We start from the raw sequence: 13,370 nt of genomic DNA, 5'->3' as shown, positions 1-13,370 counted from the left end.
AGAGGATTCACGCCGCCTGCGCCACCGGCGCCTTGGCGCCCAGCTTGATGGCCAGGTCGTCGAAGGCGATCAGTTGCGCGGCCAGGGCCTCGAACTGACCCAGCGGCACCATGTTCGGGCCATCCGACGGCGCGTGGTCAGGGTCGGGATGGGTCTCGATGAAGACCGCGTCCACGCCCACCGAGACGGCGGCGCGCGCCAGAACCGGCACGAATTCGCGCTGGCCGCCCGACGACGTGCCCTGCCCGCCCGGCTGCTGGACGCTGTGGGTCGCGTCGAACACGACCGGGCAACCGATATCGCGCAGCACCGGGAGCGCGCGCATGTCGCTGACCAGGGTGTTGTAGCCGAAGCTGGCGCCGCGTTCGCAGGCCATGACGTTCGGATTGCCCGCGCCGACGACCTTGGCGATGACGTTCTTCATGTCCCACGGCGCCAGGAACTGGCCCTTCTTGATGTTGATCGCCTTGCCCGTGGCGGCGGCGGCCAGCAGCAGATCGGTCTGGCGGCTGAGGAAGGCGGGAATCTGCAGCACGTCCACCACCTCGCCCACCGGCCCGCATTGCGCCTCGGAATGGACGTCGGTCAAGGTCGGCAGGCCGGTGACCTCGCGAATCTCGGCGAAGATGGGCAGGGCCTCCTTCAGGCCGATCCCGCGCGCGGCGCTGGCGCTGGTGCGGTTGGCCTTGTCGAAGCTGGTCTTGTAAATGATGCCCGCGTTCAGCCGCTCGCCGATTTCCTTCAGCTGATGCGCCGTTTCCAGCGCGTGCTGGCGGCTTTCCATCTGGCACGGTCCGGCGATGAAGGCGATTCGTGCGCCGCCGCCGATGACGACAGGCGTCCGAAGACCTTCGGACAACGTAATGACAGCATTGGGTCGGCTCACGGGTACGGCTTTCTGCATTTAGTGGGTCTGGCGTGCGGGATGCCGCAAACCTGAGGCCATCAGTTGGCGCTCGTCGGCGATGAGCGCAAGTTATCACGGAGTTCGCCCGCTTGGCCAATAAGCCCGTCATCCTCTGGTTCAGGCGCGACCTGCGGCTTCACGACAATCCGGCCCTGAATCATGCGGTCGAGACGGGTCGGCCCATCATGCCGGTCTTCATCCTGGACGACCATTACGACCGGCCCATCGGCGCGGCATCGAAATGGTGGCTGGACAAGTCTCTGCGGGCCCTGGACGCCGCGCTGACGGATCGCGGCGCGCGACTGATCCTGCGGCGTGGCGGGTCCCTGGCCGCCTTGCAGGCCCTGATCGCGGAGACCAGCGCCGACGCCGTCTTCCTGAACCGCCTGTTCGAGCCGGGCGCCTTCGAACAGGATGCGGAGATCGCCCACACCCTGAAGGCCGACGGTGTCGAATGCCGGGGCTTTAACGGAACTCTGATGTGCCGACCGGGCGCCGTGCTGAACGGGTCAGGCAATCCATACAAGGTCTTCACGCCCTTTCTTAAGACGCTGCTATCGATGTCGGAGCCGCCGCCGCATACGACCGGCCCACGGCAAATCGAGACGCCTGGACGGATAGCCAGCGACGATCTGGACGACTGGGGTCTGCATCCCGCGTTCCCCGACTGGTCCGGCGGCTTCGACTGGACGCCCGGCGAGGCGGGCGCGTTGGAGGCGCTGTCGACTTTCCTCGCCGACGGACTGGCGACCTATGCAAAGGACCGGGACTTCCCGGACCGCCCCGCCTCCAGCCGCCTGTCCCCGCATCTGCACTGGGGCGAGATCAGTCCGTGGCGCGCCATCGAACGCGCTTGCCAGGCCGCCGAGGCCGGCAAGGTCTCGCCCGCCGAGGCCGAAAAGTTCGTCGCCGAGATCGGCTGGCGCGAGTTCTCGGCCCACCTGCTGCACCAGTTCCCCTACATCGTCCATCACGCCTTCCGCCCCGAATACGACGCCATGCCCTGGCGTGACGATCCCAAGGGGCTCCAGGCGTGGAAGCGCGGCCGCACCGGCTATCCGCTGGTGGACGCCGGTATGCGCCAGCTGTGGGCCACCGGCTGGATGCACAATCGGGTGCGCATGATCGTCGCCTCCTTCTTGATCAAACATCTGCTGATCGACTGGCGCGAAGGCGAGGCCTGGTTCTGGGACACGCTGGTGGACGCCGACGTGGCCAGCAATGTGCAGAACTGGCAGTGGGTCGCGGGTTCCGGCGCCGACGCTTCGCCCTATTTCCGCATCTTCAACCCCATCGCCCAGGGCGAGAAGTTCGATCCGAAGGGGGGCTATGTGCGCCGCTGGGTTCCCGAATTGGCCCGCCTGCCCGACCGCTGGCTCCACGCCCCCTGGACGGCGCCCGCAGAGGTGTTGCACGAGGCGGGCGTGCGCATGGGCCACGACTATCCCCGCCCCATCGTCGAACATGAAATGGCCCGCGCCCGCGCGCTCGACGCCCTGAAAGCCGTCTCCGGTCGCGGCGACGATCATAGCGATCGCGATTGACCGACATGTCCTTCAAGCCGAAAGTCCAAGCATGAGCGTCGCCAGCGCCGATCTCGAAGCCGTCGCCCGCCAGACCCCTCGGGTGTTTGCGATGATGCTGCGCCTGCTGGCCAGGAACTGGACCTTCGGCCGGTTGACCGTCCAACTGCCGAACGGCGAGGTGCATGTTCTGCAGGGCGACCGTCCGGGCCCGTGCGGCATTCTGAACGTCAAGGACTATCGCTTCGCCCGTCGCGTCCTGGCCGCCGGCGACATCGGGTTCGCCGAGGCCTATATGGCGGGCGAATGGGATAGCCCGCATCTGGCCGCCCTGTTGGAGACGCTGGTCGACAACTACGACCACATCCGCCGCCTGTTCGACGGCAACTGGCTGATGATGGCCGTCAACTGGCTGTCCCATCGCAGCAACCGCAACAGCCGCACGGGTTCGAAAAAGAACATCCACGCCCACTACGACCTGGGCAACGCCTTCTACGCCAGCTGGCTTGACGGCTCGATGACCTATTCCTCGGCCCGTTTCGGTCGTGCGGGCGAACCGCTTGAGGCCGCCCAGCGCGAGAAATACGCCGCGCTGATCCGTATGATGGACATCAAGCCCGGCATGACCGTGCTGGAGATCGGTTGCGGCTGGGGCGGCTTCGCCGAGTTCGTGGCGCGCGACATCGGCGCTCGCGTCACGGGCATCACCATCTCAAAGGAGCAGCACGACTTCGCCCAGGCGCGGCTGTTCAACGCCGGTCTGTCGGATCGCGCCGACATCCGGTTGATCGACTATCGCGACGTTCAGGGCCGCTTCGACCGCGTCGCCTCCATCGAGATGTTCGAGGCGGTGGGCAAGGAATACTGGCCCGCCTATTTCGGCAAGATCCACGACGTCCTGACGCCTGGCGGCGTGGCAGGCCTGCAGATCATCACCATCCAGGACGCCCTGTTCGACGAATACAACGCCCGCACCGACTTCATCCAGAAATACGTCTTTCCCGGCGGAATGCTGCCGTCCGAAGAGCGGCTGGCGCCGGTGACGAAGGCCGCAGGCCTGACTTGGCAGGCCGTGGAGCGGTTCGGTCAGGATTACGCCGAGACGCTCAAGCTCTGGGACGAGCGGTTCCAGGCCGCCTGGGGCGACATCAGCCGCATGAACGGTTTCGACGAGCGTTTCCGGCGTCTGTGGCGCTTCTACCTGGCCTATTGCGAGGCGGGCTTTCGCTCGGCCCGCACCGATGTGATCCAACTGACCCTGGCGCGCGCATGAGCTTTCTGATCTCGGCCGAAGAGCTGGCGGACCGGCTGGGCCAGCCCAACTTGCGGGTCGTCGACGCCAGCTGGCATCTGGACGGCCGCGACGCCCGCGCCGATTTCGAGCAGGCGCATATTCCGGGGGCCGTCTTCTTCGATCTGGACGCCGTGTCGGACCCCGACAGCCCCCTGCCCCATATGATGCCCGCCCCTGCGGACTTCGCCGAAGCGGTCGGCGCGCTGGGCGTGGCGGCGGACGATCTGATCGTGGTCTATGACACGGCCGGCCTGTTTTCGGCGGCCCGCGTCTGGTGGATGTTCAGGACAATGGGCGCGCGCGACGTCCGCGTTCTGGATGGCGGCCTTCCGCTGTGGCAATCTCAGGGGTTTGCGGTGGAGCGAGGGGCCGCCGACCCCCGGCCCGCCATGTTCGACGCCGTCGCGACGCCCGCCGTCGTCGCCGGGCTGGACGATGTTCGACACGCGCTGGATGGGGGCGCTCAGGTCATAGACGCGCGCGGCACCGCCCGTTTCGCGGGCCAGGCGGCCGAACCGCGCCCTGGCGTTCGCAGCGGCCATATGCCTGGCGCCGTCAACCTGCCCTTCGGCCGATTGCTCGACCCCGACGCCAGGATGAAGCGCGGCGACGCCCTGGCCCGGGCCTTCGTCGACGCCGGGGTGGATCTTGACCAGCCCGCCATCACCACCTGCGGCTCCGGCGTCACCGCCGCCATTCTGACGCTGGGCCTGGCCGAACTGGGCCGAGCGTCGCGCCTCTACGACGGCTCCTGGTCGGAATGGGGCGGGCGCGCGGACACGCCCGTCCAGACCGGCTGATCCCTTCAGACCGTTTCGTGCGTCAGGCCGCGGCGAGCCGCGCCAGGCAGGCCTTCCTCTTCTCTCAGGGCCTGTGCGTCCGACGTGTCGACCTCCCCGCGCGACACCACGGTCGCCAGAACCAGATCGCCCGTCACGTTCAGCGTGGTGCGGCACATGTCCAGGAAGCGGTCGACGCCCAGGATCAGGCCGATGCCCTCGGGCGGCACCTTCACCATCACCAGGATCATGGCCACCACCGGCAGGGAGCCGGCCGGCACGCCCGCCGTGCCCACGCCGCCCAGAATACAGACCAGCATCACCACCACCTGCTGGGTGATCGTCAGGTCGACGCCGAAGAACTGCGCCAGGAACAGCACCGTCACCCCCTCGAACAGGGCCGTGCCGTTCTGGTTGGCGGTCGCCCCCACGGTCAGGACGAAACGGGCGATCCTGCGCGGCAGCTTGAGCTGCTCTTCCGCCGCCTTCAACGACACGGGCAGGGAGGCGTTGGACGAGGCGGTCGAGAAGGCCACCACCATCGGCTCGCGCACGCCTTTGAAGAAGGCGATGGGCGAACGCCCGGCCAGCAGCCAGATCACCAGCGGATACACCACGAACATATGGATCGCCATCGCGCCCACGGCGACGCCGACGAAGGCCGCCAGCCGCACCAGCAGATCCCATCCGAACAGGGCCGCCAGGTTGAACATCAGGCAGGCGATGGCCAGCGGCGCCAGTTTGATGAACAGGTTGATCAGGGTCATGGAGACCTCGAAGATCCCCTGGATCACCTCCTGCAGTCTATCCGTCGCCGGGCTCTTGGCCATGACCAGGCCGATGCCGAAGAACAGGGCGAAGATCATCAGGGGCAAGATGGCGTTCTCCGCCGCCGCCGCGACCGCATTGGACGGCACCAGATCCAGGAAGAAGTCGCCCAGCTGGATCGAGCTGTCGCGGCCGGTCTGAACGATGCTGGCCGCGCCGTCCTTGCCCTGGGCCAGCAGCTGCTGCGCCACCGCCGGATCGACCCCGCGACCGGGCTGGAAGACATTGACCATCACCAGGCCGATGACCACGGCGATGCTGGACACCACGATGGTCAGCAGCAGGGTCTTGATGCCCGCACGCCCCAGGGCGCTGAGGTCGCCCATCTCGGCCACCCCGACCACCAGGGCCGAGAACAGCAGCGGGATCACCATCATGAATAGCAGGCGCAGGAAGATCTGACCGATCGGTCCGGTCACATTGTCCGTCAGCCAGACGACCCAGGCGGCATCGGCGCCGACGGCCAGATTGACCAGAAGCCCCCCGACCAACCCCACGGAAAAGCCGATCAGCATCAGCCAATGCAGCGCGAGGCCGCGTTTCGTCTCGGTCATCTTTCCCCCAGGAAGCAATGCTGCTTTCGGCGCTTATCGGATCGGCAGGCCATAGATCAAGCCGGCCGGGCGCGCGTTCCATTGTGCGTTCAAACCGCGGTCCAGGTCGAGCGCCGATTGCGAACCCAGATTCCGCTCGAAAATCTCACCATAGTTGCCGACCGCCGACACCGCATCCCGGGCCCAGGTCTTGGACAGCCCCAGCATCGGTCCGAAATCGCCCTCCGCCCCCAGCAATCGCCGCACGCGCGGGTCGGTCGCGGTCTTGGCCAGATCGTCGGCGCCCTCGCGCGTGACGCCCAGTTCCTCCGCCAGCATCAAGGCGTTCAGCGTCCATCGCACGGTCGCGGCCCAGCGTTCGTCGCCCGCCTTCAGCACTGGCCCCAACGGCTCCTTGGACGCCACGTCCGACAGGATCACATGTTCGTTGGGGTTGCTCAGCACCGTGCGCGCCGCCGCCAGGGCCGAGATGTCCGCGCTGAAGGCGTCGCAGTCCTCGCGGTTATAGGCGTCGCGCGCCGCCTCTTCGGTGTCGAAGACCACGGGCCGGTATTCGATGCCGCGCGAGCGGAAATAGTCGGCCGCGTTGGCCTGGGAGGTCGAGCCGGACTGCACGCACACCCGCGCGCCTGTCAGCTCCGTGGCGCTGTTCAGGTTCAGCGCGCGCCGGACCAGAAAACCCTGACCATCGTAATAGTTGACGCCCGCGAACACTAAGCCTTCGCCCGCGTCGCGCGTCATCGTCCAGGACGAGTTGCGCCACAGCACGTCGATCCGCCCGTCGTTCAGGGCGGCGAAGCGCTCGGCCGCCGACAGGGGCACGAACCGCACCGCATTGGCGTCGCCCAGCACCGCCGCCGCCGTGGCGCGGCAGAAGTCGACGTCGAACCCGCGCCACTGGCCCCGGTTGTCCGTATAGGCGAAGCCGACCAGCCCCTGGTGAACGCCGCAGTTCAGACGCCCGCGACGCTTGATCGCCTTCACGGTCGGGCTCTCCGGCAAGGCCGCGGGGCCGTTGGCGACGGGCGTCGCGGCGGGTTCGGGGGTGGCGGGCGGCGCATCCTGGCGTCCGCAACCGGCGGCCAGCAGGGCCAGGGCCAGGGCCATCGTCCCGATCATCCAGCACCGCATCGCGTTTGGTCCCTCGCCGCTTGCGCCCACGCAGGCTTTAGAGGCCTTTAGGCCCTGAACCGCAACCCATGGATTCCCCATGCCGACGCATTCGGACCGCACCCGCTTGATCGCCTCCGCCACGCGCCGGGGCCAGGGCCGCCGCCCGGTCAATCCGCCGCTGGAACGCGCCTCGACGATGCTCAGCGACACCGCCGGCGTCATGCGCGACGAGACGGACGGGCCGACCTACGGCCTTTCGGGGACCAGCGCGGCGCGGCAGCTTCGTCTTGCCCTGGCCGATCTTGAAGGCGCCGACGAGGCTTTTCTGGTTCCCTCTGGCCTGGCCGCGGTCACGGTTCCGTTGCTGGCCCTGCTGCGCCCCGGCGACGAGGTGGTGACGACCGACGCCGTCTATGGGCCGACCCGCCGGTTCCTCGGCCGCTATCAGGCCGCGCGGGGCGTCACGACCCGGTTCCTGCCCGCCGACGCCGATGCGAGGGCCGTCATCGCGGCGCTGGGCGACCGGACGCGGCTGGTGCTGATGGAATCGCCCGCGTCCCTGACCTTCGACATGGTCGATGTGGCGGCGGTGGCGAGCGCCTGCCGCGCGCGCGGCGTGCTGACCGTCATGGACAACACCTGGGCGGCGGGCCTGGCCTATCGTCCCCTCGCCCACGGCGTCGATGTCAGCGTCCAGGCCGTGACGAAATATGTCGGCGGCCATTCCGACATCCTGATGGGCAGCATCGCCGCCAACGCCCCCGCCTATCGCCGCGCCATCGCCGACGCCATCGAGGATTTGGGCTGGCACGTCTCGCCCGACGACGCCTGGCTGGCCTTGCGGGGCCTTCGCACCCTGCCGCTGCGCTATGCCGAACAGGCGCGTTCGGCCCTGAGGGTCGCCGAGTGGCTTCAGGCGCGCCCCGAGGTCTCGCGCGTCCTCTATCCGCCCCTGCCCGGCGCCGTCGGTCATGCCCTCTGGACGCGCGACTTCACCGGCGCCGCCTCCCTGATGGGGGTCGTGATGAACGGCGGCGACGCGGCGGCGGGCGAGACGTTCCTGGACGCCCTGACCCTGTTCGGCCTGGGCTATTCCTGGGGCGGGTTCGAAAGCCTGATCACGCAAGAGACGCACCAGATGGTCTATCGCGCCCATCCCCCGGCGCTGGAGGGGGAACTGATCCGCCTGCACATCGGACTGGAGGACCCGGCAGACCTGATCGCCGATCTGGAGATCGGCCTGGCCGCCTTCCGCGCCGCGCTCACCCTTCCTTAAGCGCCCCGACGGACTGTCCGCCCGTGCGCGCATCGCCCGTCCAGGTCCCGAACGATTCGCCGCCGCTGTGGGAACAGCTGGCGGCCGGCTTCGTCGTCTTCATGCTGACCGGCGCCCTGATCGCACCCGTGATCGCGCCGGACCAGGCCGAGACGCCCGTGCTGCGCCTGATGTGGCTGCCGGTCTATGCGATCATCGCCGGACTGATCGTCTTCCGCTTCGATCGGGTGATCCGCGCCTGGCCGGCCTGGCTGATGATGTTCGGCTTGGTGGCCCTGGCCTTTGCGTCCCAGTACTGGTCCATCGACCCGGGCGTGACCGAACGGCGGGTCATCGCCATGGCGATAAATAGCGCCTTCGCCGTCTATCTGGGCGCGCGCTTCCGTGACGCCGCTCTGCCGCGCCTTCTGATGCATACCTGCCTGGTGATGGCGGTCGGCAGTCTGATCATGGTCTTCGCCTATCCCAAGGTCGGGGTGCACCAGTTCGACAACGCCGGCCTGTGGCGCGGCCTGTGGTACGAGAAGAACCAGATGGGCCTGGTCATGGTGGTCGGCGCCGTCTCGGCCGCCGCCGCCCTGGCCGCCGATCACATCGCGGGCCGCCGGGACGGCGTCTGGACCGCCCTGATCGCCCTGGCCCTGACCACGCTGCTGGTTCTGGCCACCCAGTCCAAGACCTCGCTGCTGTGCTGGATGCTGGGGGTCGGCATGGTGGGCGGCTGGTGGGCGCTGAAACAGGGTGGCGCGGTCATCACCGTCGTCGGCGTCTGGCTGGGCGTGGTCACGGTCGCCACCGCGACCTGGCTGTGGAACTCCGATTCCGCCGCCATCCTGGAGGCCCTGGGCAAGGATCCGTCCCTGACCGGCCGCACCCTGATCTGGGAGGCGCTGATGCGAAAGGTCGCCGAACGCCCCTGGACCGGCTATGGCTTCAGCGCCTTCTGGGGGGTGGATTCCATTCCCGCGCGCGAAATCCGCATCGAGACCCAATGGCCGGTGCCCAGCGCCCACAACGGCTGGATCGACCTTCTGGTGCAGTTGGGCTGGCCTGGCGCCGTCGCCGTCGGCGCCCTGATGGCGATCTCGGCCGTGCTGATCGTGGCGCGGCTGAACGGTCTTGGCGCGCGCGAAGGCTATTGGAGCATCGCCTATATGGCCGGCTTCACCGCGCTGAGCCTGTCGGAGAGCGTGCTGCTGACCCACGCCAACCTGCCCTGGGTGCTGATGTTGGCCATTGCGGCGCGGGCCGTGACCTTCGATCCGGCCCCCGTGCGCGCCCCGCTTGCTCGGCCGGCGTTGCGGGCCTACCAGACCCGCTCCCGAATCGCCTCAGACTATGTGAATGGCCGCCGACCTCTTCGCTTTTGACGACGAACCCGAAGCTCGCAAACCCGAGCCGCCCCAAAAGGCGTCGCAGCCCGCTGTGATGACGCCGCCTGCGGCTGCGCCCGCTGTCGTCCCGACCCCTGCGCCGCCCCCTGTTCAGGCCACGGCCACCACGGCGGCCGCCACCGGCTATTCCGCCTCATCGATCGAAGTGCTGGAGGGGTTGGAGCCCGTCCGCAAACGCCCCGGCATGTATATCGGCGGCACCGACGAACGCGCCCTGCACCACCTGTTCGCCGAAGTCCTCGACAATGCGATGGACGAGGCCGTGGCCCGCCACGCCAAGCTGATCACGGTCGATCTGGACGCCGACGGCTATCTGTCCGTGCGCGACGACGGACGCGGCATCCCGGTCGATCCCCACCCGAAACATCCCGGCAAGTCGGCGCTGGAGGTGGTCATGACCGTCCTCCACTCGGGCGGCAAGTTCTCGGGCAAGGCCTATGAAACCTCTGGCGGTCTGCACGGCGTCGGCGTCTCGGTCGTCAACGCCCTGTCGGAACATCTCGACGTCACCGTCTGGCGCGACGGGTTCGAGTGGAAGCAGTCCTTCTCGCGCGGCCACGTCTTGGGCCCCATCCAGCAGGTCCAGCCGTCAAAGAAGAAGGGCACTCTGATCCGGTTCAAGCCGGACGAGGAAATCTTCGGCATGGGCGCGGCCTTCAAGCCCGCGCGCCTGTTCCGCATGGCGCGGTCCAAGGCCTATCTGTTCCGCGGCGTCGAGATCAAATGGACCTGCGCGCAGGATCGGATCACCGACGCCACCCCGGCCCAGGCCCTGTTGCACTTCCCCGGCGGTCTGGCCGACGCCCTGACCGACCGCATCGGCCAGCTTGAGACCGTCACACCCACCTTCGCCGGCCGCGCCGAGCGTCAGGGCGAGGCGGGCGCCTTCGAATGGGCCGTCACCTGGTCGCCCATCGGCTTTGGCGAGGCCGACGGCTTCATCCAGTCCTACTGCAACACCGTCTCGACGCCGGACGGCGGCACGCACGAGGCCGGCTTCCGCGCCGCCCTGGTCAAGGGACTTAAGGCTTATGGCGAACTGACCAACGAAAAGCGCGCGGGCATCATCACCGCCGAAGACGTCATCGCCAACGCCGGCGCCCTGATCAGCGTCTTCATCAGAAACCCCGAGTTCCAGGGTCAGACCAAGGACCGCCTGTCCTCGCCCGAAGGCGCCCGTCTGGTCGAACAGCTGCTGCGCGACCCCCTGGACCACTGGCTGACCGAGAGCCCCAAACAGGCCAACGCCCTGCTGGGCTTCGTCGTCGACCGCGCCGAGGATCGCCTGCGCCGCCGCAAGGACAAGGAGGTCCAGCGCGCCGCCGCCACGCGCAAGCTGCGCCTGCCCGGCAAGCTGTCGGATTGCAGCCGCCAGGCCGCCGAAGGGACAGAACTGTTCATCGTCGAAGGCGATTCGGCCGGCGGCTCGGCCAAACAGGCGCGCGACCGCACGACCCAGGCCATCCTGCCCTTGCGCGGCAAGATCCTGAACGTGGCGTCCGCGACCGCCGACAAGCTGCGCCAGAACGTCGAACTGTCCGACCTGGCCCTGGCCCTTGGCGTCCAGCCCGGCAATCGCTTCAACATCGACGACCTGCGCTACGAGCGGATCGTCATCATGACCGACGCCGACGTGGACGGGGCCCACATCGCCGCGCTGCTGATCACCTTCTTCTATCGCGTCATGCCCGAGACGATCCGTCAGGGCCGGGTCTTCATGGCCCTGCCGCCGCTCTATCGGATTTCCGCCGGCCCCTTGAGCGAATACGCCCGCGACGACGCCCACCGCGACGAACTGCTGGCCACCGTCTTCAAGGGCAAGAAGACCGAGATCGGCCGGTTCAAGGGCCTGGGCGAAATGATGGCGTCCCAGCTGAAGGAAACCACCATGGACCCGAAGAAGCGGACCCTGGCGCGCATCACCGTGCCCGACGCCGAATCCAGCGTCGAGGATCTGGTCGAACGCCTGATGGGCAAGCGCGCCGACGCCCGTTTCCAGTTCATTCAGGAGAACGCGCAGTTCGTGAAGGAAGAACTGGACGTCTGACGCCATCGCGGCCCTTCCAACGCACGGCGACGCCTGACACAAGGGGGCATGAGCACGACCGCCCCCTCATCCGCCGTCCTCGACGACCTGAAGGCCGCCATGGGTTCCGGCGGCTGGACGCAAGACCCTGATGTCGTCGCGCCCTTCCTGACCGAATGGCGCAATCGCTGGACCGGGAATACGCCGATCCTGCTGACACCCCGTTCGACGGAGGAGGTCGCCCACGCCGTGGCCATCTGCGCGCGCGAGGGCGTCGCCATCACGCCCCAGGGCGGCGGCACCGGCCTGGTCGGCGGTCAGGTTCCTTTCGGCGAAGTCCTGCTGTCGCTGAAGAAGATGCGCGCCATCCGCGACGTCACACCGCTGGACGACGCCATGACGGTCGAGGCCGGTCTGACCCTGCTGGAGGCGCAGCAGGCGGCGACGGCGGCGGGCCGCTACTTCCCGCTCAGCCTGGCGGCCGAAGGCTCGGCCACCATCGGGGGCGTCATCTCCACCAATGCGGGCGGCACCCAGGTTCTGCGCTACGGCATGATGCGCGATCTGGTGCTGGGGATCGAGGCGGTCATGCCCAATGCCGAGGTGTTCAACGGCCTGAAACGGCTGCGCAAGGACAACACCGGCTATGATCTGAAGCAGCTGCTGATCGGCGCCGAGGGCACCCTGGGCGTGGTCACCGCCGCCACCCTGAAGCTGTTTCCGATCATGCGGTCGCGCGCCGTGGCCATCGTCGGTCTGGAGACCGCCGCCGCGTCGGTCGAACTGCTGGCCCGCGCCAAGGCCGAGACCGGCGGCGGCGTGGAGGCCTTCGAACTGATGAAGCGTCTGGGCATGGAACTTGTCCTCAAGAACATCCCCGACACCCGCGAGCCGCTGGAGTCGACCCCCGGCTGGTACGTCCTGATCGAGATCGCTTCGGGCACACCCGGCGGCGCCGAGGCCCAGCTTGAACGCCTGCTCGAGGTCGCCTTCGAGGAAGGACTGATCAACGACGCGGCCATCGCCCAGAACGACGCCCAGCGGGCGGCCTTCTGGCGTCTTCGCGAAGAACATTCGGCGGCGCTCAAGCCCGAGGGCGGCGGCTGGAAACACGATGTCTCCGTGCCCATCAGCCGCATCGCCGACTTCATCGACGAAGCCTCAGCCGCCGTCGACCGCTTCCACCCCGGCGCCCGCATCTCGGTCTTCGGCCACGTCGGCGACGGCAATTTGCACTACGACATCCTGCCGGGCGTCGGCCAGGACATTCCCGCCTTCATCGGCCGTTGGAAGGAAGGCTCCCAGGTCGTCCACGACGTCGTCGCCCGCTACGACGGCTCGATCTCGGCCGAACATGGCCTCGGCCGCCTGAAGACCGAGGAAGTGCGCCGCTACAAGTCCCCCCTCGAAATCGAGACCATGGCCGCCATCCGCCGCGCCATCGACCCCAACCGCATCATGAACCCCGCGGTGCTTTTCTGACCAAACCGTCTCCTCCCCATGCAATGGGGAGGGGGACCGCGCGTAGCGTGGTGGAGGGGGTATCGAAGTCCCACAGGCGCCTGTGATGCGGCCAAGAGCCCCTCCGTCTCTCCGCTGCGCTTCGAGCCACCTCCCCGCTCCGCAGGGAGGAGACGATGCCCCGCCACGCCACCCCACTTCGTCATCCTCGGCCT

At 68.0% G+C, this 13,370-nt stretch carries 10 protein-coding genes; 7 read left to right on the top strand and 3 right to left on the bottom strand.

Going from position 1 to position 13,370, the window contains the following annotated elements; genetic code table 11:
- Window positions 1-7: 7 nt before the first annotated feature.
- Window positions 8-904: a 3-deoxy-8-phosphooctulonate synthase gene (gene kdsA / locus B3Z70_RS09590; RefSeq protein WP_292019760.1), complete on the bottom strand. Its 897-nt coding sequence runs from the start codon at window positions 902-904 to the stop codon at window positions 8-10.
- A 92-nt stretch (window positions 905-996) separates the two neighbouring features.
- Between kdsA and B3Z70_RS09585 the strand changes: the two genes are divergently transcribed.
- Genes B3Z70_RS09585 through sseA form a run of 3 tightly spaced genes read left to right on the top strand, consistent with a single transcriptional unit; the run spans window position 997 to window position 4,524 of the window.
- Window positions 997-2,451, top strand: coding sequence for a cryptochrome/photolyase family protein (locus B3Z70_RS09585; RefSeq protein ID WP_292019762.1), 1,455 nt, complete (start codon window positions 997-999; stop codon window positions 2,449-2,451).
- 31 nt (window positions 2,452-2,482) lie between these two features.
- Window positions 2,483-3,703 (top strand): SAM-dependent methyltransferase, encoded by a 1,221-nt coding sequence (locus B3Z70_RS09580; protein ID WP_292019764.1) that lies wholly within the window; start codon window positions 2,483-2,485, stop codon window positions 3,701-3,703.
- Complete coding sequence (gene sseA, locus B3Z70_RS09575) at window positions 3,700-4,524, top strand: 3-mercaptopyruvate sulfurtransferase (protein ID WP_292019766.1); 825 nt, start codon at window positions 3,700-3,702, stop codon at window positions 4,522-4,524. The genes B3Z70_RS09580 and sseA overlap by 4 nt, the downstream gene beginning before the upstream one ends.
- A gap of 5 nt (window positions 4,525-4,529) precedes the next feature.
- Here sseA and B3Z70_RS09570 read toward each other — a convergent pair whose 3' ends face one another.
- Both B3Z70_RS09570 and B3Z70_RS09565 read right to left on the bottom strand, forming a co-directional pair.
- The gene (locus tag B3Z70_RS09570; RefSeq protein ID WP_292019768.1) at window positions 4,530-5,885 is read right to left on the bottom strand and encodes a dicarboxylate/amino acid:cation symporter; all 1,356 of its coding nucleotides are present in this window, start codon (window positions 5,883-5,885) and stop codon (window positions 4,530-4,532) included.
- Between the two features lie 33 nt (window positions 5,886-5,918).
- Window positions 5,919-7,016: an amino acid ABC transporter substrate-binding protein gene (locus B3Z70_RS09565; protein WP_292045414.1), complete on the bottom strand. Its 1,098-nt coding sequence runs from the start codon at window positions 7,014-7,016 to the stop codon at window positions 5,919-5,921.
- Between the two features lie 79 nt (window positions 7,017-7,095).
- Here B3Z70_RS09565 and metC point away from each other — a divergent pair, with 79 nt between their 5' ends.
- Genes metC through B3Z70_RS09545 form a run of 4 tightly spaced genes read left to right on the top strand, consistent with a single transcriptional unit; the run spans window position 7,096 to window position 13,176 of the window.
- Window positions 7,096-8,274 carry a cystathionine beta-lyase gene (metC, locus tag B3Z70_RS09560; RefSeq protein ID WP_292019772.1) on the top strand — a complete coding sequence of 393 codons (1,179 nt, stop codon included), beginning with the start codon at window positions 7,096-7,098 and terminating at the stop codon, window positions 8,272-8,274.
- Window positions 8,275-8,297: 23 nt separating this feature from the next.
- Window positions 8,298-9,644, top strand: a complete 1,347-nt coding sequence (locus tag B3Z70_RS09555) for an O-antigen ligase family protein (RefSeq protein ID WP_292019774.1) — start codon at window positions 8,298-8,300, stop codon at window positions 9,642-9,644.
- Entirely contained in the window at window positions 9,619-11,715 is a 2,097-nt protein-coding gene (locus B3Z70_RS09550) for a DNA topoisomerase IV subunit B (protein WP_292019776.1), read from the top strand. The genes B3Z70_RS09555 and B3Z70_RS09550 overlap by 26 nt, the downstream gene beginning before the upstream one ends.
- Window positions 11,716-11,763: 48 nt before the next feature.
- Window positions 11,764-13,176, top strand: coding sequence for an FAD-binding oxidoreductase (locus tag B3Z70_RS09545; protein ID WP_292019777.1), 1,413 nt, complete (start codon window positions 11,764-11,766; stop codon window positions 13,174-13,176).
- Window positions 13,177-13,370: the final 194 nt, after the last annotated feature.

It is taken from the genome of Brevundimonas sp. UBA6550, from assembly GCF_002434505.1.
In the GTDB taxonomy this organism is placed as follows: domain Bacteria; phylum Pseudomonadota; class Alphaproteobacteria; order Caulobacterales; family Caulobacteraceae; genus Brevundimonas.
The sequence above is the reverse complement of the archived record's forward strand: the minus strand, read 5'-3'. Positions and strand labels throughout refer to the sequence as shown.